17 protein-coding genes and 1 pseudogene are annotated in these 26,651 nt (G+C 71.6%); 6 read left to right on the top strand and 12 right to left on the bottom strand.

Going from position 1 to position 26,651, the window contains the following annotated elements; translation table 11 throughout:
- Window positions 1-296: 296 nt before the first annotated feature.
- Window positions 297-629 carry a hypothetical protein gene (locus tag WMF28_RS43810; RefSeq protein WP_437599706.1) on the bottom strand — a complete coding sequence of 111 codons (333 nt, stop codon included), beginning with the start codon at window positions 627-629 and terminating at the stop codon, window positions 297-299.
- A gap of 10 nt (window positions 630-639) precedes the next feature.
- Here WMF28_RS43810 and WMF28_RS43815 point away from each other — a divergent pair, with 10 nt between their 5' ends.
- Window positions 640-1,656 (top strand): porin, encoded by a 1,017-nt coding sequence (locus tag WMF28_RS43815; RefSeq protein WP_437599707.1) that lies wholly within the window; start codon window positions 640-642, stop codon window positions 1,654-1,656.
- Window positions 1,657-1,665: 9 nt separating this feature from the next.
- Window positions 1,666-5,211, top strand: coding sequence for a PHP domain-containing protein (locus WMF28_RS43820; protein ID WP_437599708.1), 3,546 nt, complete (start codon window positions 1,666-1,668; stop codon window positions 5,209-5,211).
- Between the two features lie 73 nt (window positions 5,212-5,284).
- Here the strand turns inward: WMF28_RS43820 and WMF28_RS43825 are convergent, their stop codons facing one another.
- From WMF28_RS43825 to WMF28_RS43840, 4 genes and pseudogenes are all read right to left on the bottom strand, one after another.
- Complete coding sequence (locus tag WMF28_RS43825) at window positions 5,285-10,399, bottom strand: AAA family ATPase (RefSeq protein WP_437599709.1); 5,115 nt, start codon at window positions 10,397-10,399, stop codon at window positions 5,285-5,287.
- Between the two features lie 362 nt (window positions 10,400-10,761).
- Window positions 10,762-11,322 (bottom strand): hypothetical protein, encoded by a 561-nt coding sequence (locus WMF28_RS43830; RefSeq protein WP_437604378.1) that lies wholly within the window; start codon window positions 11,320-11,322, stop codon window positions 10,762-10,764.
- Window positions 11,296-12,066 (bottom strand): annotated as a pseudogene (locus WMF28_RS43835) (HTTM domain-containing protein); the annotation flags it as partial. The pseudogene WMF28_RS43835 and the gene WMF28_RS43830, both read right to left, overlap by 27 nt.
- 52 nt (window positions 12,067-12,118) lie before the next feature.
- A complete protein-coding gene (locus WMF28_RS43840) occupies window positions 12,119-13,156 on the bottom strand; it encodes a hypothetical protein (RefSeq protein WP_437599710.1) in 1,038 nt (345 codons plus the stop codon).
- Window positions 13,157-13,530: 374 nt separating this feature from the next.
- On the opposite strand from WMF28_RS43840, the gene WMF28_RS43845 reads away from it, so the two are divergent.
- Entirely contained in the window at window positions 13,531-14,571 is a 1,041-nt protein-coding gene (locus WMF28_RS43845; RefSeq protein WP_437599711.1) for an oxidoreductase, read from the top strand.
- Window positions 14,572-14,676: 105 nt separating this feature from the next.
- Here WMF28_RS43845 and sucD read toward each other — a convergent pair whose 3' ends face one another.
- The 5 genes from sucD to murA form a co-directional block, all read right to left on the bottom strand.
- Window positions 14,677-15,558, bottom strand: a complete 882-nt coding sequence (gene sucD, locus WMF28_RS43850; protein WP_437599712.1) for a succinate--CoA ligase subunit alpha — start codon at window positions 15,556-15,558, stop codon at window positions 14,677-14,679.
- A gap of 94 nt (window positions 15,559-15,652) precedes the next feature.
- The gene (gene sucC, locus WMF28_RS43855; RefSeq protein ID WP_437599713.1) at window positions 15,653-16,855 is read right to left on the bottom strand and encodes an ADP-forming succinate--CoA ligase subunit beta; all 1,203 of its coding nucleotides are present in this window, start codon (window positions 16,853-16,855) and stop codon (window positions 15,653-15,655) included.
- A gap of 253 nt (window positions 16,856-17,108) precedes the next feature.
- On the bottom strand, window positions 17,109-18,065 hold the full coding sequence (locus WMF28_RS43860) for a hypothetical protein (protein ID WP_437599714.1): 957 nt from the start codon (window positions 18,063-18,065) through the stop codon (window positions 17,109-17,111).
- Window positions 18,066-18,179: 114 nt separating this feature from the next.
- On the bottom strand, window positions 18,180-18,815 hold the full coding sequence (hisG, locus tag WMF28_RS43865) for an ATP phosphoribosyltransferase (RefSeq protein ID WP_437599715.1): 636 nt from the start codon (window positions 18,813-18,815) through the stop codon (window positions 18,180-18,182).
- Complete coding sequence (murA, locus tag WMF28_RS43870; RefSeq protein ID WP_437599716.1) at window positions 18,812-20,080, bottom strand: UDP-N-acetylglucosamine 1-carboxyvinyltransferase; 1,269 nt, start codon at window positions 20,078-20,080, stop codon at window positions 18,812-18,814. The genes hisG and murA overlap by 4 nt, the downstream gene beginning before the upstream one ends.
- Window positions 20,081-20,285: 205 nt before the next feature.
- Here murA and WMF28_RS43875 point away from each other — a divergent pair, with 205 nt between their 5' ends.
- Together WMF28_RS43875 and WMF28_RS43880 are read left to right on the top strand one after the other, a co-directional pair.
- A complete protein-coding gene (locus WMF28_RS43875; protein ID WP_437599717.1) occupies window positions 20,286-21,470 on the top strand; it encodes a hypothetical protein in 1,185 nt (394 codons plus the stop codon).
- Between the two features lie 124 nt (window positions 21,471-21,594).
- Window positions 21,595-22,083 carry a DUF2452 domain-containing protein gene (locus WMF28_RS43880; RefSeq protein ID WP_437599718.1) on the top strand — a complete coding sequence of 163 codons (489 nt, stop codon included), beginning with the start codon at window positions 21,595-21,597 and terminating at the stop codon, window positions 22,081-22,083.
- 16 nt (window positions 22,084-22,099) lie between these two features.
- Here WMF28_RS43880 and WMF28_RS43885 read toward each other — a convergent pair whose 3' ends face one another.
- Together WMF28_RS43885 and WMF28_RS43890 are read right to left on the bottom strand one after the other, a co-directional pair.
- Entirely contained in the window at window positions 22,100-23,086 is a 987-nt protein-coding gene (locus tag WMF28_RS43885; protein WP_437599719.1) for an NAD(P)H-quinone oxidoreductase, read from the bottom strand.
- Window positions 23,087-23,109: 23 nt separating this feature from the next.
- Window positions 23,110-24,237: a serine/threonine-protein kinase gene (locus WMF28_RS43890; RefSeq protein WP_437599720.1), complete on the bottom strand. Its 1,128-nt coding sequence runs from the start codon at window positions 24,235-24,237 to the stop codon at window positions 23,110-23,112.
- 460 nt (window positions 24,238-24,697) lie between these two features.
- Between WMF28_RS43890 and WMF28_RS43895 the strand changes: the two genes are divergently transcribed.
- Window positions 24,698-26,371 (top strand): serine/threonine protein kinase, encoded by a 1,674-nt coding sequence (locus WMF28_RS43895; protein ID WP_437599721.1) that lies wholly within the window; start codon window positions 24,698-24,700, stop codon window positions 26,369-26,371.
- Window positions 26,372-26,651 lie beyond the last annotated feature (280 nt).

The following is a 26,651-nucleotide window of genomic DNA, read 5'->3' on the forward strand; positions in this document are numbered from 1 at the left end:
CGCTGCAGCTTCGCAGCGGCTCCCACCCTCGCCGCCGGCCGACACGGGATGCCGATGACACCTTGCGCATGGATGCGTGGCAGCGCGGATCCTCGGTGGTCCAGGGTGCGGCGGCGCGCAGGCGTCATCGCCTCGAGGGCCTGCGCCGCCGGAAGGTCCGTCGCCGCCGGAAGAGGCTGCGTCGCCGGAGAGTCCGTCGCCGCCGGAAGGGGCTGCATCGCCGCCGTCGTCTTCGTGGCCGCGGCGGCGCTCTGGTGTCCGCCGGCGGGCGCGCAGCCCAGCCGGCCGCTGCCGGTTCAGCCTCCGGCCGCCGACCCGCTCCCGGTGCTCCCGCCCGCCGCGCCGGCGCCCCCGGACCCGGCGCCGCCCGCCGGCGCCGCCCCGGTCGCGCCGCCCGCCGCCCCGACACCTGCCGCGCCGCCTACCGCCCCCGCGACACCGCCTGCCGCGGCCGCGCCGGGCGGTGCGGCCGCGCCGTCTGCTGACGCCGCCTTGCCACCTGCCGACGCCGTCTTGCCACCTGCCGGCGCCGCCTTGCCGCCGCCCGCCGGCGCCGCCTTGCCGCCCGCCGGCTCCGAGGCCGCGCCCGCATCCGACGGCGCGGCCGGCCCGCCGTTCCAGCTCAGCATCGGCCGGCTCTTGCTCTCCCCCCTCGTGCTCGTGCAGGCGCAGGCCGTGCCGTACGTCGGCGAGCACGCCTTCCTGCAGGCGGGCGACGTCGCCGAGGGGCAGGGGTTCCGCGTGCGGCGCGCCCGCGTCGGCTTCGCGGGGACGCTCGCCGGGTACGTGCCGTTCGCTGTCGCGGGCGAGCTCGCCGCGGGCGAAGACGCCGCTCCGCGGCTCTCCGAGGCGTGGATCGGCTACGCCCACTTCCCGTTCGCGCACCTCTATTTCGGCGCGCACGACGTGCCGTTCAGCCGCTCGGCGATGACGGGCGCCGGGGAGGGCGCGCTCATCGAGCGGCCCTTCGCCGTGCGCGCCATGGCGCCCTTCCGCCAGGTCGGCCTCCACGTCGAGGGGCACTTCCGCGACAGGACGTTCAGCTACTTCGCCGGCATGTTCAACGGCTTCCAGCGCTCGGATCAGTTCTTCACCGGCTACGTCGAGAACGCCGGGAGCCTCGGCAACCGCTTCGACCACGTCGCCTACGTCGCGCGGTTCGCCACCGAGCCGCTCGGCCCCCTCCCGCGCTCGACGCAGGACCTCGCCGTCTCGCGCCCCCGCGTCGGCGCGGGCGCGAGCTACTTCTTCAGCGACGGCGGGACGCGCGACATCCATGGCATCGGCGCCGACGTCCTGGTCCACGCCGCGGGCGCGCACGCGCTCGCCGAGCTCCTCTGGAACCAGAGCGACCCCGAGCGCGCCCCGACGCAGCCGCTCGGCCAGCTCGGCCCGATCACGTCGCTCGGCCTCGTCGGCGAGGTGGGCTACTTCGTGAGGCGCATCAAGCTCGGCGTGAGCGCGCGGTTCGAGTGGCTCGATCCCAACGTCGATCTCTCCGACGAGACCGACAGCTGGGCCCTCACCGCCGGCGCGAGCTACCACTTCATCGACAACGTGCTCAAGGCGCAGGCCGACTTCACCCACCGGCAGGAGATCCACGGCGTCGCGCTCGACAACGACGCCGTGGCGCTGCAGCTCCAGCTCAACCTCTAGCGGCCCACCATGCGCACCCGCCGCTCCGCCCCCGCCTTGCTCGCGCCGCTCGGCGCCGTCGGCCTCGTCGCCCTGGCCGGCTGCGACGAGCCGAACCTGCTGCGCGCCAAGCCGATCGACAACCGGTTCGAGCTGGTCGGCGGCCCTGTGGCGATGGCCGATGTCGGCGATTTCCTTCTGGAAAACGACCAGATCCGGGTCGCGATCCTCGGGCCGCGCCACTCGCCGGGGCCGGGCGTCTACGGCGGCTCGCTTGTCGACGCCGACCTGCGCCGCCCCGACCCGCGCTTCGCGAGCGCGTCGGGGCGCGATCGCTTCGCCGAGTCGTTCCCTGTCGCCAACCTGCTCGTGCCGGATCCGGGCGCCACCGAGGTCTTCGTGGCGCGCGACGGCTCCGACGGGCAGGAGGCGATCGTCCGGGTCGAGGGCGACGGCGGGTTCCTCTTCCACGCGCTCGGCGTGCTGAGGACCCAGGAGGACCTCCTCGGCCTCCTGTTCGACGGCCTCAAGCCGGACCTGCGCTTCCGCACCGACTACATCCTTCGCCCGGGTGATCGGTTCGTCACGATCCGCACGACGCTCCTCCTGCCGGACAGGGCGGCGGGGTGCCCGAGCGTCGGCTCCTGCGCGCTCGAGTGCGAGCACGGCCTCGCGGCGGGCAACGACGGCTGCCCCGCGTGCGCCTGCGGGGAGCCGCTCTCGCTCGACAACTACACGGGGCCCTCGGACATCTTCCGGGGCATCCTCGGCGACGACCGCACCAAGGGCCCCGAGCGGAAGGGCGGCATCGTCGCCGGCGATTTCGTCTTCTTCGGCAACCAGAACGACATCTTCGGCCCCGGCATCGGGTTCGACGAGGAGAAGGCGGTGTTCGAGGCCCTCTTCTCCGGCCGGGACACGTTCCAGCGGCCGCTCAGCTTCGACTTCGTGGCCGCGGCGGGCGGCGACGTCAGCTACGGCTACTTCACGAAGGCGCGCCCGGGCGACCCGCCCTCCACGGTCAACGTCCCGGTCTTCACGAGCGCGGCCACCGCCTTCCTGAGCGCCGGCAAGAGCTGCCTCGCCGCGGGCGACGACGACGAGGCGTGCGACAGCAAGCGGTCGTTCACCTACGAGCGCTACTTCGCCGTGGGCGAGGGTGACATCGCGAGCGTCGCCGAGGTGGTCCACGCCGCCCGCGGCACGGAGACCGGCGCGCTCGAGGGCGTGGTCCGGTGGCGGTCGACCGGCGAGCCCGTGCCGAACGCGCGCGTCCACGTCTTCCGCGACCCCGATCCGGGCGCGCGCTTCGCGAGCGTCGACGCGCTTGTCGAGGCGAACCTCGCGCGCTCGGGCGACGTGGGGCTCCTCGTTTCCATCGACGCCGACGTCGGGCTCGATCCGGTGGAGGACGGCGATTTCCACGCGCGACTCGTGCCCGGCGGCTACCTGCTCGTCGCGGAGAGCCCGGGGGGCACGGCGCTGTCCGCGCCGATCCGCGTCGCGCTCGGCGCCGGGGCCGCGGTCTCGGTCGCGGCGGACCTGCCGAGCCCTGCGCGCCTCGCGTACCGGGTCGTCGACGAGGGCGGCCGGCTCGCCCCCGCCAAGCTGACGTTCGTCGCGCTCGACGCCGCGGGGCAGCCGCGCGAGGGCGACGGCCTGCGGCGGGTCTACCTCGGCCACGGCCGCCTCGGCAGCGGCGTCCGGCAGATCGAGCGCTCGGCGACGGGCGACGGCTCGGTCGAGCTCGAGCCTGGCCGCTACCGTGTTCTCGTCACGCGCGGGCCCGAGTTCGGCCGGTTCGAGGTCCCGGACCTCGAGGTGCGCGCCGGGGAGATGCGGCGGATCGAGGCGGTCGTGCCGCGCGAGGTCGACACGACGGGCTGGATGTCGATCGACATGCACCTGCACCAGCGCCCGAGCTTCGACAGCGGCATGCCGCTCGAGGAGCGGGTGACCTCGGCGGTCGTCGAGGGGCTGGAGGTCGCGGTGGCGACCGATCACGACGTGCACACAGATCTCGAGCCTGCGGTGAAGCAGCTGGGGCTCGAGCCGTTCCTGAAGACGGCGATCGGCGCCGAGGTCTCGACGCTCGAGCTCGGGCATTTCATCGGCTTCCCGCTCCGTTACGACGAGCTCTCGGTGCCGGATCACGGCGTCTTCGACTGGGTTTGCCGCGCGGGCGGGGACGTGATGGACGGCATCCGCGGCACGGCGGCGGACGGGGAGGACGCGTTCATGATCGTCGCTCACCCGCGCGACGGGTTCATCGGGTACATCGACCAGCTCGGCGTCGACCCGTTCACGCTGGACCGGACGATCCCCACGCTCGAGGCGAGCAACCCGCTGTTCCAGGCGGGCAGCTGCGATTTCGACGCGATGGAGGTCTTCAACGCGAAGCGGTTCGATCTGCTCCGGACCCCCACGGTGCAGGAGGTGGTCGATTTCAACCGCTGCCTGTCCCGGATCGACGCTGCGGAGGACGAGGCGTCGCTCGGCGCGGCGTGCAGCGAGCTCCCCTCCGGCCTGCCGGCGTGCCGGCCTGGGGAGCGGTACGCGGTGTGCCAGCAGCGCGCCCGCTCGGCGCTCGCCTGGGCGGTCACGAAGCGGATCCTGACGAGGACGCCCGAGGAGCAGGAGGCGATCTGGGGGTTCGACAGGACCGCGGCCGAGGGGGAGGCGCTCTGTCGGGTCGGCGAGGGGGGAGCGGTCCCGGAGGAGGACGCGGATCGGCCGTGCACCTTCCATGCGGGCCAGGTCGACGACCTGTTCCGCTACCTCGATCACGGCTTCTTCCCGACGCAGATCGCGAGCAGCGACAGCCACGGCGCCTCGCCGGAGCCGGGCTTCCCGCGCACCTACTTCCGCTCGCCGACCGACCAGCCTGCGGCGATCGATCTCGGCGAGGTCACCGGGTCGCTGCGCGCCGGCAGCGCGTTCGCGACGTACGGTCCGTTCGTGCGCGCGGGCGTCGGCGGCGTGACGTTCGGCGGCGTGGCGCGGGTCGAGGGGGACACGGTGCCGCTCGATCTGCGGATCGAGACGGCGAGCTGGTTCGGCGTGGATCGCGTCGAGGTGTACATGAGCGGCCGGCTGGTCCGGGTGCTCGAGCCGGACGCGGGCCCCTCGGCGATCGTGGACGTCGACACGCGGCTCGAGCTGCCGGCGCCGCCGTCGGACGGCTGGGTCGTGGTGGTGGCGATGGGTCTCCGCGACGAGAACCTCCTCACGCCGGTCGCGTTGCCTGTGTCGTTCGGCGAGCTCCAGCTGCCGCGGGTCGCGAGCCTTGCGTTCACGCAGGTCGAGGCGCTCTCCCGGTTCTTCACGGCCTCTCCGCCGGTGCCCGACTGGTACCCGGTGGCGCCCTATGCGGTGACGAACCCCATCTTCCTGGATCGCGACGGCAACGGCGTTTACGACGCCCCGCGCGGCCCGCCTCCGTTCTGCGCGAGGCCGTGCGACCCGGCGGTGATCGACCCGTCGCAGTGCCCGCAAGGGCAGGAGTGCCTTCAGGAAGAGGCCGTCTGCGGGATCTTCGTGCTGGGGCGCTGCGAGGACAAGCAGGCGTCGCAGTAGCGCCCGGCGGGTGGGCGCGCGGCCGCGCCGACCTCCGGGGCGGCGGCGATGGATGGCGGAGCGCGCCGCGGGTTCAATGGGCCGCTCCGGCGCGGGGCGGCGCGAGCGCGTGGGCGACGGCGCTCTGCAGCGTCGAGTGGGCGACGATGCCGCGAAGGTCGATCCCTCCCTGCACGAGCGCGCGGGCGACCTCCGGCTGCATGCCGGTCAAGATCGCGCGCGCGCCGAGCAGCCGCAGCGCCGACGCGGTGCGGATCAGCGTGTCGGCGACCCCGGCGTCGACGTGCTTCAGGCCCGTGATGTCGATGATCACGACGGACGGGTTGTGGCGCTGGACGCCGACGAGGGTCGCCTCCAGCACCTGCGCGGCGCGCGCCGCGTCCATCGTCCCGATGAGCGGCATGACCAGGACACGATCGGTGATCGGGATGATGGGCGTCGCCATCTCGGAGAGGCGCAGGCGCTGCACCTCGATGACCTCCTCCTGGAGCGCCGCCCGGTCCTGCTCGGCGCGCTCGCGTTCGCGGAGCTCCTCGAGCAGCCGTTCATTGGTCCGGTTCAGCTCTTCTGCCTTCTGCGACAGGCGTTCGTTGACCGAGCAGAGCTCTTCGGTGCGTCGCTGCACCTCGCTCTCGAGCCGGTCGTTCATGGCGCGATGCCCCTCCGAGACCTCCTGCAGGCGACCGTAGAGCAGCGCGTTCTCGAGCGCCGCTGCGACCTGCGCGCCCAGGAGGCGGACCAGCTCGGCCTGCTCCGGGGTGAAGGCGCCGCTGGCGAGCGCGTTCTCGACGTACAGCACGCCCGTGAGCCGGTTCTGGTGGATGAGCGGAAGGCCCATCACCGACTTCGGCCGGCGCGCGGAGAGGTAAGGATCCGCCGCGAAGCGAGGGCTCGCCGCGGCGTCGTCCAGGATGACGAGCTCTCGCGTGCGGGCCACGTAGTGGACGATGCTGACCGGCAGATCCGAGGACTCCTCGAGCGGACGCCGGAGCTCCACCTCGATCGATTCAGGGTCGATCGTGATGGCCGCCTCGATGACCAGCCGTCCCTCGCGCGCGAGCACCAGGAAGCCGCGCTGGCCGCCGGCGCTCGAGAGAACGGCGCGCATCACGCGCTCGAGCGCCCTCCCGAGCACGAGCTCGCTGGAGATCGCGTGCGTCGCCTGCAGCACCGCCGCGACATCGACGAGCTTGTTGAGGAGCGGGTGGCTCACCGACACGGTGCTCGATCGAGAGAGGGTCTGATCGCGCTCCGCCGCGGGCGCTCGATCGACGGAAAGCGCGTCGAGCCCGTGCTGCCGGATCAGCCCCGCGGCCTTTCGTTCAGCCCCCCACTGCCGGTAGGCGTGCATCGCGGCGTTCAGGTAGAGCGTGGCGATGCGCCGCCGGCCCTTGCGAGCGTAGTACAGCCCGGCCAGCTCCGACGCGAGCGCTTCGTACTGTATGAACTCGCTCTGGCGGGCGGCGTCGATGGCGTCGTCGTAGAGCTCCATCGCCTCCCCGTCGCGGCCGGAGGTGCGCGCCATCTCGCCGAGGACCAGGAGGTGCTTCGCGCGGAAGTTGTCAGGGCACTGGCTCGCCCAGAGCTCGAGCTTCTCGAGCGACGCGGAGAGCGCCTCGGCGTGCCGCTGCCGCTCGCGCTCGTCGTGCTCGCCGAGCGCGATCAGCGTGAGCGCGAGATAGAAGTGGTATGTCGCCTCGATCGGCATCGCCATGACGGCCCCGAGGACGGGACGCGCCGCCTCCGCCGCAGCGAGCGCCGCCTCGGGGCGGCCGTGGGAATAGAGCAGGATGAGCCGGATGATATGATAGAAGGCGATGCCGCACCCGAAGCTCGCCCGGGTGAGCGCGGCCAGGCACTCCTCCTCGGCGAAGCCCTCCTCGTTCAGCGAGGCGTCGGCCTCCGTGAGCCCCTTCAGGCTGCGCAGAAACTGCTGCTCCAGGCGGATGGTCTCGAGGACGGCGTGATTGCCTGTCTTGCGCGCGAACGACGCGAAGCGCTCGGCGACGCGGTGGACCTCCGCCAGCGGATCGCCCTTCTCGTAGACCTGCCAGACGGTCTCGAAGGCGAGGTAGCTCGCGTACACGAGGTCGCCGGCCTCGAGGCACGCGAGGAACGCCCTCTCCAGGATGGGCAGGTCGTCCCGGATGTGATGGACCCAGAAGTTGATGTGATCGCCGTGGAGGTGCAGCAGCGTCCCCCGCAGCGCGATGTCCCCGAGCTTCTCGTTCAGGCGGATCGACATCTCCGAGAAGCGGAATCCAGAGGGGATATCGCCGAACGCCGAGACCAGCATGAACCCGTACACGCTGTAGGCGAAGCACGACGCCTCGGTGTTGCCGTGCCGCAGCGACAGGTTCAGCATCTTGAGCGCGATGAGCGGGAACACGCTTGGCCGCCCGATGTACGCGCAGGGCGCGCAGTCGGCGAGCAGGTGGATGACCGCGCGGATGTGCTCATCGGCGAGCAGCGGCGCGTGCAGGATGTCCTCGATGCTCCTGCCCGCCATGCTCTCGGGGATCTGCGCGATCTCGGCGGAGACCGCGGCGCCGATCTCCTCGCTCGTCTCAGGGATCTCGACGTCGAACAGGCGCAGCGCCTCCTGCCCCACGGTGACGCCCTCGTCGTAGCGGCCCGCGACCTGATAGAGCTTCATCCGCAGGCTCTGGACCCGTGCCCGATCGAGGTTTGACCGCGCCACGTCGAGCAGGCGCTGGAACAGCGCCTCGGCCTCGACGAAGCGGCCGCACAGGTACTCGCACTCGGCCGCCTCCAGCGTGAGCGCCCAGCGCAGCGCGTGGTCCCCCGAGGCGCCGTCGTCTCCGATCGCGCACCGTCCGGCGCTGAAGTACTCCGCCGCGGCCCCGTATGCGGTCGAGCCCTTGGCCTTCCTCCCGGCGCGCAGGTTCAGGCGCCCGAGCAGATCGCGCTCGCCGGGATCGGCGATGAGGGGGGCTCCGTAGTTCAGGTGGTTCACGATGTCGAAGAGCTGCTCTTCCTGCGGCTCCCCGCGTTGACTGGCCAGCATCAGGCGGCCGACGCGCAGGTGGGCGGCGCGCTTGTGCTCGTCCGCGATGAGCGCGTAGGCCGCCTGCTGGACGCGATCGTGCAAGAACTGGTAGGAGACGGCGAACGACGCCTCGCTCGCGGGCTCGTCGTGGGATTGCTCTCCCGGCTGCACGAGCCGGTAGTCTGCGTCGATGGGGAGCAGGAGCCCTTCCTGCATGGCCCCCCACAGGTCCTGCGCCGACTGCGCGGCAGGCTGCTCGGAGATCGTCGCGAGCGTGCGCAGATCGAACCTGTGCCCGATGCACGCGGCGAGCTGCAGGGCGCGCTGGGTGGGCGGCGAGAGCCTCTGCAGCTTGGCGATCATGAACTCGACGACGTTGTCCGTCACGGCCCGCGACTCGATGGCCGCGAGGTCCCATGCCCATTGGCCGATCTCCGGCTCGCAGCGGAGGAGCCCGTCGTCGCTCAACATCCGCAGGAACTGCCCGATGAAGAACGGGTTGCCCTGCGTCTTCCCGTGGATGAGCTCGGAGAGCTGCGCGACGTCCTGCGCCGTGCGTCCCAGGGCGTCCGAGACGAGCCCCGCCACGTCCTCCGGCGAGAGCGGCGCGAGGGGGATGTCCGTCACCGCCGCGTTCGCGGCCCGGATGGCGTCGAGGGTGATGATGAGCGGGTGCGCCGGGCTCACCTCGTTGTCGCGGTACGCCCCGACGACGAGGAGATGGCCCGTGTCGGGGTCGGTGAGAAGGAGCCGCAGCAGCCTGAGCGACGCCGGATCCGCCCATTGCAGGTCGTCGAGGAGCAGGACCAGCGGGTGCGACGGGGCGGTGAACACGCCGAGAAAGCTCCGGAACACCATGTCGAAGCGGTTCTGCGACTCGGAGGGGCCGAGGGCCGCGACGGCGGGCACCTCGCCGAGGATGAGCGCGAGCTCGGGGATGAGATCGACCAGGACCCCGGCGTTCGCGCCGAGCGCCGCGCCGAGCTCTGCTCTCCAGCGGGACAGCACCTCGGTCCGCTCGGAGAGGAAGTGCTGCACGAGCCCCCTGAACGCCTGGACGACCGAGGCGCAGGGCACGCCGCGATTCAGCTGATCGAATTTCCCGTGGGCGAAGTGGCCCCCGACCCTGGCGATCGCCTTGTAGGTCTCGTGGACCAGCGCGCTCTTGCCGACGCCGGAGTAGCCGGAGACGAGCACGAGCTCCGCGGCGCCGGCCCGGGCCCGCTCGAAGGCGGAAAGGAGCCGGTCCCGCTCCACGTCCCGGCCGTAGATCTTCTGCGGAACGCGCAGATCGTAGCTGCGATCGCTCCGCCCGATGGGGAAGGGACGGACCCTGCCCGTCTGCTCGAGGGAGCGCAGGCACTCCGCGAGGTCCACCTTGACGCCGTACGCGCTCTGGTAGCGGTCCTCGGGGGTCTTGGCGAGGAGCTTCATGACCACCTCGGACACCGGCTGAGGCACGTCCCCGCGACGCTCGTGCGGCGGGACGGGCGGCCGCGCGATGTGGCTGTAGATGACGTCGATCGGATCGGCGTCCGAGAACGGCAGCGCGCCGGTCAGCATTTCATACAAGGTGACGCCGAACGAGTAGAGATCCGCGCGGTAGTCGATGCCCCTGTTCATGCGCCCGGTCTGCTCGGGCGATATGTACGCGAGCGTCCCTTGCAGGGTGGAGACCGAGGTCGACTCCTGGAACTCCTGCTGGAGCCGCGACGCGGCGCCGAAGTCGATGAGCGTGGCGCGGCGGAGGTCTGAGCTGATGATGATGTTTCTTGGATTGATGTCCTTGTGCGTGATGTGGCAGCGGTGCACCGCGCCGATGGCGTCGGCGATGGCGACCGAGAGCGCCAGCGCCGTGCGTAGATCCGCCCGGCGATCGTGGAGGATTGCCCGCAGGGTCGTGCCCTCGACCGCCTCGGTGACGAGGGCGAGCCCGCCGCGCGTCCTCTCGAGCCCGCACACCCGCACCACGGCATCGAGGTCCAGATCGCGCAGCAGATGGAACTCGTGCCGTAATAGGGCGAGATCGCGGACGCTCGGGTGCTCACCCTTCAGCGTCTTGATGACGACCGGCCGCTGATCCGCGGCGCGGCGGCCGCGGTAAACGAGGGTCTTGCTGCCTTCATGGATCAGCTGCTCGACGACATGTCCCGCCAAATCGAACGATGCTGTGGTCATGCGTACTTGTGCTCGCGCTCGTGATGGCCCTGTCCGCCGCTGGCGTTTGCTCAACTACAGACCGAGAGCATCAGTATAGGAGAGTCCTCTGCGGGTTTGCGCGTCGAATGCAAATATCAGCGGATCGACGTGTGCTGCGTCACGCTCCCGCGTCGTGTCGCTCGTCGTTGAGCGTCACGCGGAGCGCTTGTCTAGAGTGCATCTCGTTGCATCGTCAGCGCACCTCGCGCGCCGGGGAGGTCGAGCTCTGGCGCTCGGCTCACCCCCCCTGCGAGGTGTGGATCATCGCGATCGGTGGGCCGCGATCGTCCTCGCGTCCCCGTGATCTCCCCTCGATGCGGCAGGATTTATGACGCGATGCGTTATGGTGGCTGCACGACCGCGAGGAGCCCTCGCGGCTGCGACGCCAGATCGAGCGTCGGGTCGACGAGGGCGCGGTAGGGCCCTCCGTTCAGCGACGCGACGACCTTGGCCGTGACGATCGGCCGCACCCCGAAGTCCTCCCGCCAGCGGTCGGCGACGTGGTGCGCGAAGTCGACGATCATGTCGGGCCGCGCGCTCATCTCTCCGAGCTGGCGATGGGTGAGCCACGCCTCGAGGTCGAGCGACTCGCGCACGCCGGTCCTCGGATCCAGCACGCGGATGTCGAGCTCGCTCACGTTCTTGTCGCGCAGCTTCATTCGCCACGAGAAGCGGTGTCCGGCCTCGTTCCAGGCGACGTCGCCCGGATAGACCCAGTGGCGGAGCGGCACCACGAGGTGGACAAGGAGATACCCGTGGAGCAGCGCGAGCGGCAGGGCGTGCCGCGGCGCCGCCGAGGGGACCTGGGCGCCGCCGCCCGGGCGGTCCGCGCCATTGAAGAGGAAGGGCAGCCGCCGCCTCGGCCACGAGGGATCTGCGAACAGCGCGAGCGAGGCGATCATCGCGTAGGGGAAGATCCCGATCTTGAACAGGAGAGCATTGGTGAGGTTGAACGCCACGGCGAGCGCCGCGCCGAGCGGGAAGGTACGTCGCGAGAAGAGCAGGAAGCCCATCGAGAGGTCGATGAGCAGCCCCGCATACGAGAGCGCGAGCCCCGCGGCCGGCGTGGCGAGGAGCGGCCCGACGAGGGGCGCGCCGCGGTGCTCGGCGAGCCACATCGTGAGCGGCTGTCCCCGGAGCCAGTCGCCGTTCAGCTTCGCGATGCCGCCGTAGAAGTAGACGAGCGCGATCTGGGCCTTCAGGGCGAAGAGGTAGAGGCGCGGCACGGTCTCCGCCGGCGCTCTCTGCCCCTCGTCGGCCGGCGAGGCGCGCCGCGCGCGGAGGCGATCGAGCGAGAGGGCGCGGTGCGCGGGGGCGGCGGCGAGCAGCAGGCCGAGGAGGCAGAGGAGATAGAGGTGGTTGAGGTACTGTGCCTTGTCGAGGAGGAAGACATACGTGAGCGCGGCGCAGAGGAGCGCGGCGCTCACCCGGTAGAAGAGCCCGACGGCGCAGAGGAGCGCGAGCACGAAGAGGGCGGCGAAGTGCCAGTACATCCCTGTCCCGCCCCAGGGGCGGATGAAGGGGACGAAGCTGAAGAAGAAGCCGGGCTCGATGTAATAGCGAGAGATCCGATCGTGGAGGACGTACCGGACGACCTCCCACGCGATCAGGGCGCCATAGCCGACGCGGAAGACGGCGAGCGAGGCGGCGTCGACCTCGGCGGTGAGGTGGGCCGCCCAGCGCCGCGTGAGGTCACTTTCAGTGCCCGTGCCCGTGCCCGTGCTCGTGCTTGTGCCCGTGCTTGTGCTTGTGCCCGTGCTTGTGCTTGTGCTTGCCGTGCACGTGGATGTGGACCGGTCGTCCGTCGTCGTCGTCGTCGTCGTCATCGTGGATCACCACCACGCCTGGGGTCGTCTTGACCTTCACGGCCACGTTCCACGTCGTCGCCACGATCACGCTCACGGCCGGCGCGCTCGGGCCGACCACGACGTGCACGCCGGGGCGATAGCCGACGAGCACCACGTCGGCGTGCGTCGGGTGCGCCACGACGACGGTGAGCTTCACGGGGTTCACCCTGGCCGCGACCGTGCCGACGCAGTAGAGGCCGTCGGGGCCGGGGGTCAGCAGGACGACCTCGGAGCTCGACCCCACGAAGCCGAGCTTGATCTTGCGGTCGCCGACGGGGATCGGCTTGAGGTTCGCGTCGAGGACATACACCCTCACCTGGCCAGAGGCCTTGTCCGCGACCACCTCGACGGTGTCGTCGCCGACCACCTGGATGATCCCGCCGTTCGGGCCCGTCTTGCCCGGCGGGATGGGCCGCCTCTCGGCCTTCCGCGCGCCCTCGACGAGGACCTTCGTGCCTCCTACGGGCACGTGGAGCGTGCCATTCCACGGGTTTCCGGCGACGACGACGTTGTACTTCACCTCGGTGAGATCGGCCTCGAGCTTGGGCCCGGCCGCGATGAGGAGCCCTGTCTTTGCGTCGAGCGCGAGCGGGACCTGCGCGTCGCCGTTCGGCCCTTTCCAGGTGAGCGTGCCGCTCACCTCCTTGTCGATGGGCTTGCCGTCAGGCGCCCTCACGATCGCCCTCACGGTGCCGTCGGGCGCGATCTCCCATCCGACCGAGCCGCCGTCGTGCTCCTCGGTCAACGGCTCTTCGAGGGCCACCGGGACGGCCTCGATCGACTCCTCGGTCACGGTGGCCTCGGCGGTGCTCTTGCACCCTGCCGCGAGGGAGCTGCCGGCGATCAGGGCGGTCAGGGCGACTACGGAAAGGACGCTCTTGGCGTGCATCAAAGCCTCCAAACCGAGGAGGCTATCGCAGGGGCTCCGCTGCGTCTGTACGAACCCTCTCGCTCGGCGGCGATGGGGGTCATGGGCGACGACATTGGGCGCGCGGAGACCACGTCTCCCGTGATCCTCGCTCGTGCGGCCCTGCGCGACGAGATTGTGAGCGTCGAAGGGGCCTTTGGCAGAGCGCCTCATGGGATGACGAGCGCTGTGGACGCTCGAGGCGGCTCGCCAGGCGCGATCGCGAGCGTTTGCGAATGCCTCTGGCGGCTCGCCAACGCGCCGCCGCGCGCCTCCGTAGGCCCCGGATCGTCCGCGCCGCCGGGCTTCCCTCCAGGGGCTCTTCGGGCTAGCGTCCCGGGCGAGCCCGTCCTGCCATGTCCCAGCGCGTCTATGTCGGCCTCATCGGATACGGCCTCGCCGGCGCCGTCTTCCACGCCCCCCTGATCCGGTCCATCCCTGGGCTGCGCCTCGCCGCCATCGCGACCCGCCGCGAGGGCCAGGTCATGACCGACCACTCGGGCGTCGCCGTGCATCCGACGCCCGAGGTGCTGATCGCCGAGCCCGGGATCGACCTCGTGGTGATCGCCTCGCCCAACGAGACCCACTTCCCGCTCGCGCGCGCCGCGCTCGATGCGGGCAAGCACGTGGTCGTCGACAAGCCGTTCACGATCACGAGCGCCGAGGCGGACGAGCTCATCGCGCTGGCCGCGCGCCGGGGCCGGCTCCTGTCGGTGTTCCAGAACCGCCGCTGGGACGCCGACTTCCTCACGGTGCGCCACTGCATCCAGCAGGGCCTGCTCGGCGAGGTGGCCTCGTACGAGGCGCACTTCGACCGCTTCCGCCCCGCCATCAAGCAAGGCTGGCGGGAGCAGGAGTCGCCGGGCTCGGGGATCCTGTACGACCTCGGCGCGCACCTGATCGATCAGGCCCTCGTGCTCTTCGGCCCGCCGCGCGCCGTCACCGCCGACCTCCTGGCGCAGCGGCCCGAGGCGCGCACCGTCGACTATTTCCACCTCACGCTCGACTACGGCAAGCGCCGGGTGATCGTGCGCTCCTCCACGCTGGTGAGCGAGCCCGGCCCGCGCTTCGCGGTCCACGGCGACGGCGGGAGCTTCCTCAAGCACGGGATCGACGGTCAGGAAGACGCCCTCAAGGCGGGCAAGCGCCCGGGCACGCCGGAGTGGGGGCGGGAGGACCCGCGCTGGTTCGGCACGCTGGTCACGGCGGGCGGCGAGCGCCGCGCGATCGAGAGCCTGCCCGGCGCGTACGAGGCCTATTACGAGGGCATCGCGGCGGCGATCCTCGACGGCGCCCCGCCGCCGGTGCGCGCCGAGGAGGCGCGCGATGTGATCCGCGTCATCGAGGCCGCGATGAAGAGCTCGGCCGAGCGGCGGACGATACAGCTCGGCGCGTGATCGGAGCGGCGCGCGCGCCGATCAAAGAAGGATAGGGGAGGCCCACGGCGAGCCCCCTCGCCGTGGGCCGGGCAGCTCGGAAGAGCGGCCTCTGTGCGGGAAGGATCAGCGCGCCGCCGCGAGCGCCGCCTGCATCGCGACGCCCATCTCGGCCGGCGTGGCGGCCACCTTGGCCCCCGCGGCCTCGAGCGCCGCGATCTTCTCGGCCGCGGTGCCCTCGCCGCCCGCGATGATCGCGCCGGCGTGGCCCATGCGCTTGCCCGGAGGCGCCGCGCGGCCGGCGATGAACGCGGCCACCGGCTTCTTCATGTTCTGCTTGATCCAGGCCGCGGCGCGCTGCTCGGCCGTCCCGCCGATCTCGCCGATCAGCACGACCCCGTGCGTGTCGGGATCCTGGTTGAAGAGCTCGAGCACGTCGATGAAGTCCATGCCGCCGACCGGATCGCCGCCGATGCCCACGCAGCTCGACTGGCCGATGCCGAGCGCGCTCAGCTGGCCGACCGCCTCGTAGGTCAGCGTCCCCGAGCGGGAGAGCACGCCGATGTGCCCCTTCTTGTGGATATGGCCCGGCATGATCCCGATCTTGCACTCGCCGGGCGTGATCACGCCGGGACAGTTCGGCCCGATGAGGCGCGCCGGCTTGCCGTCGAGGAAGCGACGCACGCGCACCATGTCGAGCACCGGCACGCCGTCGGTGATGCAGATGACGAGCTTGCAGCCCGCGTCCACGGCCTCGGTGATCGCGTCCGCGGCGCCGACCGGCGGGACGAAGATGCACGAGACGTCGGCGCCCTCGTTGCGCACGGCCTGCTCGACCGTGTCGAAGATCGGCACCTTGTCTTCGAAGCGCTGGCCGCCGCGACCGGGCGTCACGCCGGCGACGACCTTCGTCCCGTACTCGATGCAGGCGCGGGCGTGCTGCGACCCGTAGGCGCCCGTGATGCCCTGGAAGACGACCCGCGTGTCCTTGTTGACGAGGATGCTCATCGCTTGATTACTCTACCTTCAACGTGGACAGGAGCTCGGCAATCGCCGGTCGCTCGCTGCTCAACTGGGTTCGGGGCTCGGTGCTCGCGGGCGCCTAGGCGCCGCTCTGGGCCTTGCCGCCGCGCGTGGCGGCGACGATCTTCTGCGCGCCGTCGGCCATGGAGCTCGCCGACTGGATGGTCAGGCCGCTCTCGTCGAGCAGCTTGCGGCCGGCCTCGACGTTGGTCCCCTCGAGGCGGACCACGAGAGGCACCTTGAGCCCGAGCTCCTTCGCCGCGGCGATGACCCCGGCCGCCACGACGTCGCAGCGCATGATGCCGCCGAAGATGTTCACGAAGATGCCGCGGACCCGCTCGCTCCGGAGGATGATCTGGAACGCGGTCTTGACCTGCTCCTGCGTGGCGCCGCCGCCGACGTCGAGGAAGTTCGCCGGCTTGCCGCCGTAATGGAGGATGATGTCCATCGTCGCCATCGCGAGCCCGGCGCCGTTCACGAGGCAGCCGATGTCGCCGTCGAGCGACACGTAGGAGAGCCCGGACCGCTTCGCCTGGAGCTCGACCGGATCCTCCTCGTCGACGTCGCGCATGGCGTTCCACTCGGGGTGGCGGAACTCGGCGTTGTCGTCGAAGCTCACCTTCGCGTCGAGCGCAAAGACGTCTCCCGCGCGGGTCACGACGAGCGGGTTGATCTCGAGCAGCGAGCAGTCCTCCGCGGTGAAGCACGTGTAGAGCGAGGCCACGAGCTTCAGGAACTGGCGCTGCGTCTCCTTGGCCGTGAGCCCGAGCGCGATCGCGAGCTGCCGCCCCTGGTACGGGGCGAGGCCGAGCACCGGATCGATGAAGAGCTTGACGATCTTCTCCGGCGTGCTGTGGGCCACCTCCTCGATGTCCATGCCGCCCTCGGTCGAGGCGATCACCGCGACGCGGCGGCGCTCGCGATCGACGAGCATCGCGAAGTAGAGCTCGCGCGCGATGTCGAGGCCCTGCTCGATGTAGAGCCGCCGGACCTTCTGCCCCTCGGGGCCCGTCTGCTTGGTGACGAGCTGCATGCCGAGGATCTTCTCGGCGAGCGCGGTCGCTTCGGCGCTGCCGCCCTTGGCGACCTTCACGCCGCCGCCCTTGCCGCGGCCGCCCGCGTGGATCTGCGCCTTCACGACGACGACCGGGTTGCCGGTCTGGGCGATCAGCCGATCGGCGATCGGCGCCACCTCGCTCGCCTGGAAAGCGGGCTCCCCATTCGGTACCGGCACCCCGTAGCGGGCGAAGAGCTGCTTGCCTTGATACTCGTGGATTTTCATGAGAGGGGCCGCCACCCTATCACAAGGGTCGGCCCCGCGAGACGCGAAAAACAGGGTCGCCGGGCGTCAGTCGCGTCGCGCGTGGTCGCGTGGTCGCGTGGTCGCGTCGAGCTCGCTACGTTTCGAGTGTTTCGTGCCGACCCCCGCCCATCAATGGAAAAGTCCGGCGCTGCGGCGCTCGACGTCGTCTGCCTCCGTCGCTGTCAGGCGCCCGCCCTGACGCGTCGAGCGCCACAACGCCGCTCCCGTCTCGTCACTTGGCGGCGTACGGGGGCGGCTCGGGCCGCCGGAGGGCCACGAGGGCGAACAGGCCGGGCAGGATGTCGTCCTCGACCTTGGAGACCTTGCCTTCGAGGCTGATCTTGAGCTCGTCGAACGGCGTATAGGTGAGCCCGGCGCTCGCGGAGAGGCTCGGCTGGGGGGCGAACAGGAACGCAGAGAGCGCGCCCCCGGGCTCGTGGAGAGCCTGGACTCGAAAGAGCGGATGGATTGCCACCGTCGGAAGGATATTGGCGATGATCTCGCCTCCCACCCAGGGCTTCAGCTCGATCGCTCCGGCCTCGTCCGCCGCGCCGACCAGCCCGACGCTGCCATCGATCGACACCGACAGCGCCTCGGCCGGATAGAGCTCCAGGGCGACGACCGCCGAGTAGAAATCGATCGTCGGATAGAACGCCACGCCCGACCAGGTCGACCAGAGCGCCTGCATCGTGGTCAGGCCGGCGCCGAACGTGGGCGCGTCGACGTCGAGATCGAGGCCGCCGAAGACGTTGACCTCGTATCCATCGCCGAGGACGAGCCCGGGCTCGACGCCGAGCATCCGGCCAGGGACCGTGTTGATCATCGTCGAGAAGGTCGGGAAGTAGTTGATCCAGCTGTCCCAGTCCTCGATGCCAATCGCGTGCGAGACGATGCCGAGCCGGAGGTGGTAGTCCTCCCGGCCGATCTGGAGCATCGCCCACTCGGGAGGGCCGATCTTCAGCTCCTGCGCCGGCAGGGACCACTCGGGGTAGACGAACGCCGGCAGGCCGAACGCCGGCAGGCCGAGCGGCGCCGAGGTGGCCTGCATGTCGAGATCGAGCCGGAAATACAGCGACTCGCTCGCGAGCCGGAGCCCGACCTCGGCCTGGGCGACGGCGTCGAAGCGGTGGATCCCCGGAGGGTCGCGGTGCACGCCGGCGACGATGCTGGTCCCCCCTCCCACCCACATGTCGATGTCGGCCGGGAGCGCGGCGAAGTGCGTTAGCAGCTGGGCCTCCTCTCTCTGTGTCTCGGATGGGCGTCGATCTCGATCCGCGGGCGGCGAGCCGCGCGCCCGCGGCGATCACCGCTGCGCGCCGGTCGTCGCGGCCCGCAGGCGCTCGATCAGCGGGCGCACGACGTCGCTCCGCAGCTTGTACGACGCGCGATTCGCGATGAGAAGGGTGCTCACCTCGGTGACCGTCTCGAGCACCTCGAGGCGATTCTCGCGCAGCGTGGCGCCCGTCTCGACGATATCGACGATCAGGTGAGAGAGGCCGACGAGCGGCGCGAGCTCCACCGAGCCGTGGACGGGGATGATCTCCGCCACCACGCCCTTGCTCGCGAAGTGATCCCCGGCGATCCGCGGGTACTTCGTGGCGACGCGCGGCAGATCGGGGATGGGCGTGCCCTCCGGCCCGGCCACGACGAGGCGGCAGCGGCCGATCCCGAGATCGAGCGGCGTGTAGAGATCGTGACGGCGCTCGAGGAGCGTGTCGCGGCCGGAGACGCCGAGGTCGGCGGCCCCGTACTCGACGTAGGTCGGCACGTCGTCGGGCTTCAGGAATACGTACCGGAAGGCGCCGTCCGCGGTCGGCCGGACCAGGCGGCGATCGTTCTCCTGGAGCGGCGTGCTGTCGAGCCCGGCGCGCTGCACGAGCGGGATCAGGTCCTTCAGGATCCGCCCCTTGGGCACGGCGATGGTGAGCGGCTTCATCATCCGGCCCGCCCCTCGACCCGCGCCGTGTCGGCGCCGAGCTGCGCGAGCTTGCGCTCCATGAACTCGTAGCCGCGATCCAGGTGGTAGACGCGCAGCACCTCGGTCTCGCCCTCGGTCGCCACGAGCCCGGCGATGACGAGCGAGGCGCTCGCGCGCAGATCCGTCGCCATCACGGTCGCGCCCGACAGCGGCGCGCCGCCGTGGACGTGCGCCGTGTGGCCGTCCACGTCGATGTGCGCCCCCATGCGCGAGAGCTCGGGCACGTGCATGAAGCGGTTCTCGAAGATGGTCTCGACGATGCGCGACGTGCCCTGCGCGAGGCACATCAGGACCATGAACTGCGCCTGCATGTCGGTCGGGAAGCCCGGGTGCGGCGCGGTCGTGATGTCGACGGCGCGCAGCGGCCGGCCGTCGCGGCGGACGCGCACGCAGTCGCCCTCGCGGCCCACCTCGACGCCCGCCTGGCGGAGCTTGGCCGCGACCGCCTCGAGGTCCTCGAGCGGCGCGTTCTCGATCAGCACGTCGCCGCCGGCCGCGGCCGCCGCGACCATGTACGTGCCGGCCTCGATCCGATCCGAGATGATCGCGTGGTCGAACGGCTCGAGCTCGTCCGCGCCCTCGATGTGGATGACGTCCGTGCCGGCCCCGCTCACGCGCGCGCCCATCTTGTTGAGCACCCGGCCGAGCTCCTCGACCTCGGGCTCGCGGGCGCAGTTCACGAGCGTCGTGCGCCCCTTCGCGAGCGCGGCGGCCATCATCAGGTTCTCGGTGCCGGTCACCGTCGGCAGGTCGAACACGACCTCGGCGCCGCGCAGCCGCTTGCACTCGGCGACGATGTAGCCGCGCGACAGCCGGATCGTCGCGCCGAGGGCCTCGAGCCCCTTGAGGTGCTGATCCACCGGGCGCGTGCCGATCTGACAGCCGCCGGGGAGCGACACCTTGGCGCGGCCGAAGCGCGCGAGCAGCGGTCCGAGGACCATCACGCTCGCGCGCATCTGCTTGACGAGCTCGTAGGGGGCCTCGGGCCGCACGTTGTCGCCGGCGCCGACCCTGACGAGCGGCGGGGCGACCTCGACGTTGCGGCCGAGGAACCGGAGCAGCGCGGAGGTCGTGTCGATGTCGCGCAGCGCGGGCACGTTGCGGAGCAGGCTCTCGCCGTCGGAGAGCAGCGTCGCGCAGAGGATCGGCAGCGCCGCGTTCTTCGCGCCGCTGATGCGGATCTTGCCGGAGAGCGGCTTGCCGCCCCGGATCCGGATTGAGTCCATGCCCCGCTATCGCACAACCCGCGGCGGAACGCGATGTTTCGGGGACGCCGCCCGCCGCTCGCGTCCGGCGCGCGCCGCGCCGGGCCACCTGCCGCTTGCGTCCGGCGCGGCGCGCGCCGGGCCACCTGCCGCTTGCGTCCGGCGCGGCGCGCGCCGGACGACGGGCGCCCCGCTTTGCCCGGCGCTGGTCTAGTCTCCTCCGGCCATGCGACCGAGCGCCATCGCCCTGTCCTCGCTGCTCGCCGCCTCCGTGGTCTCGCCGGCCGCCGCCCAGCCGTCGGTGGACCTGCGCGGGTTCCGCGCCTCGATCGACCCCGGGGCCGGCGTCTACTCCGAGCCCGCCGCCACCCCGGACACGGGCGAGTGGAGCGCGAGCCTCTGGGGCTCGTACGCCTACCGCCCCATCGTGCTCCGCGATCCGGCCTCGGACGAGGTCCGCTTCGACGTCATCCGCCACCAGGTCAGCGCCGACTTCGCGGCCGGCGTGGGCATCGCGCGGCGCCTCCTCGTGGGGCTCACGCTGCCGGTGGTCCTCTACCAGGCCGGCGACGCGCCCAGGTCCGACGCCACGCGGGTGCTCGGCGACACGTGGGTCCCGGCGCAGGCGCTCGGCGATCTCGGCCTCGTCGGCAAGCTCACGCTCGTGCAGCCCACCGGCGGCGATCTCGGCGGGCTCGCGCTCGCGCTGCACGAGCGCTTCACGCTGCCGACGGGCGACGAGGCGTCGTTCGTGGGCGAGGGGAGCGTCACGAACGAGCTCCGGCTCCTCGCCGAGTACCGCCTGATCGCGTTCGGCGCGCACCTCGCGGCCGGGCTCAAGCTCCGCGCCGCCCAGGCCCGCTTCGCGTGCCAGGCGACCCCGGCCCCTGCCGCGGGCAGAGATCCGTGCCCCACGGTGTTCGGCCACGAGCTCCCCTTCGGCCTGGGCCTCTCGTTCCGGCCGCAGATCCTGGGCATCGACCCGGAGGGGCGCGCCACGATCTTCCTCGAGGCAAGCGGGCACCTGCCGCTCTCGCCGATCGCGCCGTTCGAGAACCAGGAGACGGCCGCGCTGGAGCTCGGCCTCGCGGCGCGCTACGCGATCGGCGACGTCTCGTTCCTGGGCGGCGTCGGCACCGCGCTGGTCGGCGGGGTCGGCACCACGCCGCTGCGCGCCGTCCTCTCGGTCGCGTGGACCCCGCGCGTCCACGACGCCGACGGCGACGGCGTCGACGACGAGGTCGATCAGTGCCGCGAGCTCGCCGAGGACCTCGATGGCTTCCAGGACGAGGACGGGTGCCCCGAGGGGGACAACGACGAGGACGGCGTCTTCGACGACGAGGACCGCTGCCCGACGCAGAAGGAAGACGAGGACGGCGTCGAGGACGAGGACGGATGCCCCGACCCGTGACGGCGGCGGGGACGGCGCCCCGGCGCGCGGGGGACGCGCGCCCGGACGAGCCCCGCGCGGCGCCCGCCCGGCGACGTCGTCGCTACAGCGCGGGGGCGCGCTGCACTAAGCTCCGGGTCTCCGCATGAGCGACGACGGCTACACGAAGCACGGCGGCGGCCGCCACGAGGGGCCCGCCCGCACCTCGCCGTACCCCCTGAGCCGGCTCTCCGCGCCGCACGACCTTGTCGACGTGGCGCGCGAGATCCAGCAAGCAGACGCGCTGCTCGGCGCGGTCACCGGCGGCAAGCTCGCGCAGATCGCCCGGCAGATCCGGTCGCTGCAGGAGCAGGCGCGGCAGGTCCTCGAGGCGGCGCAGCGCGACAGCGAGCTCCACCGGGCGTCGTGCAACTTCAAGAAGCGGCCCGGCCACGTCTACCACCTCTACCGGCGCGACGACGGCGTCCGCTACCTCTCGCTGCTCTCGCCCGAGGAGTGGGGCGGCTCGCCGCCGCACGCGTTCGAGGGCTCGTACCGGCTCGAGCTCGACATGTCGTGGACGCCGGCCGACGAGGCCGAAGCGCACGACGCCGAGGCCGGCGCGCTCGCGCGGCTCCTCGGCCGCGGCGAGTGACGATGCGCTCGCGCGCTCACGCGCCGATCCGGAGCAGGACCTTCCCGAACGAGGCGTTGCTGGCCACGTAAATGTGCGCTGCGGCTGCGTCGTCGATCGAGAAGATCCGGTCGATGACGGGCCGCACGGCGCGGCTCGCGAGCCACGGGGAGATGTTCCGCTCGAGCACCTGCGCCGCCGCGATCTTCTCCTCGAGCGGGCGCGAGCGGAGCACCGTGCCGATGAGCTCGACGCGCTTGCGCAGGAGCTCGCGCAGGTCGAGCTCCGCGGACGCGCCGGCCGTCAGCCCGACGAGCGCGATGCGGGCCTTCGCCGCGCACGCCCTGAGGTCCTCGCCGACATACGCGCCGCCGACGAGATCGAGCACCGCGTCGACCCCCGCGCCGCGCGTCGCCTTCAGCACCTCGTCGGCGAACTTCCCGCCCGACGCCGCGATCCCGGCGTGCAGCCCGAGCTCCCGGCAGCGGTCCAGCTTGTCCTGGGTGCGCGACGTCCCCACGACGAAGCACCCGAGCGCGCGCGCGATCTGGAGGCCGGCCGTCCCCACGCCGCTGCCGACCGCGTGCACGAGCACGCGCTCGCCGGGGGCGAGCCGGGCGCGCGTCACGAGCGCGTCGTAGGCGGTGACGAACGCCTCGGGGACCGCCGCCGCCTCCTCGTCGGAGAGCCCGTCCGGCACCGGCGCGACCTCGCGCTCGTGGGCGACGATCCGCTCGGCGTAGGCGCCGCCCGCGACGAGGCCGAAGACGCGATCGCCCGGCGCGAAGCGGCGCGCGCCCTTGCCCGCGGCCTCGATCACGCCGGCGTACTCGAGCCCCGGCACGTCCGGCGGCGCGCCCGGCGGCGCCGGGTACAGGCCGAGCCGCTGCAGCAGATCGGCGCGGTTCACCCCGGCGAAGCGGGCGGCGATGCGCACGTGCCCCTCGGGCACCTCGGGCGCGTCCACCTCGCGCACCTCGAGGACCTCGGGACCGCCCGGCTCACGAATGAAGACGGCTCGCATGTTCGATGCTCCACATGGACCGCTCAGTCTTCCATGGGCGGCGGGAGCACGCTCTTCCGGTAGAAGTACTCCACCTTCTCCGAGTCCGGATCGACCGGCTCGCCCGTCCGCTCGGCCGGCGCGCCGCCGCCCATGGCCGCGTCGATCTGCACCTGCTCGAGCGCGTCCATCATGGAGGCCGCGCTCGGGAAGCGCTCCTCGCGGTCGAGCGCGAGCGCGCGCATCGTCACGACGTCGAGCGAGTGCGGCACCTCCGGCCGCAGCATGCGCGGGCGGATCGGCTTGACGCGCTGGATCTCGGCGAGCAGCGCCGCCGGCGTCGGCGCCTTGAACGGCAGCTGCCCGGTGAGCATCACGTAGAGCAGCATGCCCACGGAGTAGAGGTCCGCGCGCGCGTCGAGATCGCGGACCCCCTGCGCCTGCTCCGGCGCCATGAAGGCGGGCGTGCCGGCCACCGCGTGGCTCCCCGCGGCGCCCGTCGAGACGAGGAACGACGCCGCCGACCCGGTGTTGAACGCCTCCGCGACGCCGAAATCGAGCACCTTCACGGTGAGCGGGCCGCGGTCGCCGCCGACGAGGCAGATGTTGTCCGGCTTGAGATCGCGGTGGAGGATGCCCTCGTTGTGCGTGACGACCAGGGCGCTCAGGACCTGGACGGCCACGTCCAGCACGACGGGAATGGGCATCGGGCGCTCGCGTCCGAGCCGCTCGGTGATTGTGTCGCCTTCCAGCCGCTCCATCACGAGGTAGGGCGTGCCGTCCTCGAGCACGCCCAGATCGTACACCTCGACGATGTTCGGATGGCCGAAGCGGCCGGCCACAGCGGCCTCGTTGTGGAAGCGGGCGATCGCCGTCTTGCTCTGCGCGTACTGGCCGCGGAGCGTCTTGATCGCGACCCGGCGCCGCAGGCCGATGTGGATCGCGTCATAGACCATCCCCATCCCGCCCTTCGCGATGACGCCGAGGATGCGGTACCGGTCGTGCAGAAGCCGGCCGACGAGCGGGGCCTCCTTCGTCGGCCGGGGCTGATCTGGGTCGATATCTGGCGGCAGCGGGCCGTCCATCGGCCACCCCGACTCGCCCCTGCTCGTCGGCGGCATCCGCGTCGAGGAGGGCGGGGCGATGCTCGGCGTGAGCGCCGTGCCGTGCACCGGGCACCTTTCGGTGTCCGACGGGTGCGGCAACCCGCACGCCTGGCATCGGATAAAGTGCTGCGGCGGCATCGGGGACCCGGTCAGAGTACGGGTACATCCGCCCATGCAGCAAGCTCGTTCAGGGACCAGCGTCCGGGCCGGGGGAACACGCCCACAGCGTGTGGTCGGGTAGCCAACGAATGTCATCTTCAGCAGCTGGGTTGGATCGGCTCGCAGCTTACGGTAGGCTGAGCTCAAACGTGCCGCAGCCGGTCCGGAAGCCAAGCCGACGAGCGCGGGCGGTGCCGCAGCGAGGGCAGGTCCCAGAATTTGCACCTGAACGTAAACCAGGACGTAAGTCGCAAATAGGTCGCACGTTAGCCGAACGTCAGGCGGCGCGTGATGGGCACGGGGTACGCTTTCCCCGAGCGCCAGCAGTGGGGGCCAGCGGGATGGGAAGGGGAAAGAGACACAGGCCATGAGCACGGCGGAGAAGCTTTCGGACGGTGCCTCGGCCAGCGGAGAGTCCGACCCGCTGCTGGGAAAGGTCTTGAATCAGAAGTTCAAGGTCCACTCCCTGCTCGCGACGGGCGGCATGGGCGTCATCTATCGCGGAGAGCAGATCGCCCTCGAGCGGCAGGTCGCGATCAAGGTCCTGACGCCAACGAACTCATCGAATCAAATCGACCCCAACTTTCATAAGCGCTTCTTCCTCGAGGCGAGCATCCTCGCCAGGCTCCAGCACCCGAACATCGTCACGGTCTTCGACTACGGCCGAGTCGAGAACATGGAGCCCGAGCGGTACTTCATGGCCATGGAGTTCCTCGAGGGCGAGACGCTCTTCCGGCGGCTGCGCAAGGCCGGCCGGCTGTCGGCGCCCGACGCGATGGGCGTCGCCCGGCAGATCGCGCGCGGGCTGCGCGAGGCGCACAAGCACGGGGTGGTGCACCGCGACCTGAAGCCGTCGAACGTCATGCTCGTCCCCGGCGAGGACATCGGGGAGCTCGTCAAGATCCTCGATTTCGGCCTCGTGAAGGTGCTCGCCGACGACTCGGAAGAGCTCACGCAGCAGGGCTCGTTCCTCGGCTCCCCGCGCTTCATGTCGCCCGAGCAGATCTCGCACGGCAAGGTCGATCTCCGGACCGACGTGTACTCGCTGGGCGTGATCGTCTATCAGATGCTCTGCGGGAAGGTCCCGTTCGAGGCGCAGAACTCGGTCCAGATCTTGATCGCCCACCTGCAGCAGCCCGTCCCGCGGATGCGCGAGCGCAACCCCGAGGCCGACGTGCCCGAGCCGCTCGAGGCGTTCGTGCTGCGCTGCCTGTCGAAGGAGCCGGACGGCCGCCCGGCCAACATGGAGGCCTTCATCCGTGGCCTCGGCGAGTGCGCGCAGGCGATGGGCCTGTCCCCGGCGTTCGGCTCGACGGGCCTCGTGACCATGGATTCCGGCGGGACCGGCAGGATGCCGACGCCGATGCCGCCCGTGCGCGTGATGACCGCGATCCCGGCGAGCCCCTCGCCGCCGTCGTCCTCCGGCTCGGCCTCGCAGGTGGACGACGCGTCGCTCGGCGCCGCCTCGCGCCCGGCCGACGCCGCGCCGCAGGGCCGCAAGGGCATCGTGCTCGTGGCGGCGGGGGTCCTCGCCGTCGCGGGCATCGGGATCGCGATGTCGCAGATGCGCTCCAGCGAGCCGGCGCCGCTCGCGACGCAGCCGGAGAAGCCGCAGGTCGCCCCGGCGCCGCCGCCGCCGCCGCCGCCCGCCGACGTCGGGACGTTCGTGCTGATGGTCGAGTCCATGCCCTCGGGCGCCGAGGTCCTGGAGGACGGCAAGCCCCTCGGGAACACGCCGCTCCAGCTCTCGATCTCGAACAGCTCGGTGCGCGCCAACCCGCGCCGGCTGACCGTCCGGCAGGAGGGATACGAGCCGTACTCGATCGTCCAGGGTCACTCGGATCAGTCGGTTCGCCTGGTCGCCACGCTCACGAAGCACGCGGCCGCGCCGACGAGCACGCCGGCCGCGCCCACGCCGCCGCCCCAGGCGGCTCCCGCGCCGCGACCCTACTCCGCGCGGCCGGCCCCGAGGCCCACGCCCTCTCCCGACGCGCCGCCCCCTCCTTCTCCCCGGCCGCTGGACATTCAAATCGAACGATGACCTTCCAGCGCCCCGCACGCCTCATCGCCGTCTCCCCGTCTGTCCTCTCGGCGCGGCCGCTCCGGGCGGATGTCCGTGCCGACGTGGAGGCGCCTCGTTCCAGGCTCTCCACCGAGGGGAACCCCCCGCGAGGCGCCGGTGTGCTGCGCTCTGCGGGACGGGCGCATGCGCGCCAGCCCGCGCAGCGGCACGACCAGCCCGCGCAGCGGCAGGCCCGCGCCGCGCGGGCTGGCGACGTCACCGCCGATCGAAGATCCCGGTATTCATCTGTTCCCGCCGG

This window comes from Sorangium sp. So ce590 (assembly GCF_051521365.1).
Lineage (GTDB): Bacteria > Myxococcota_A > Polyangia > Polyangiales > Polyangiaceae > Sorangium.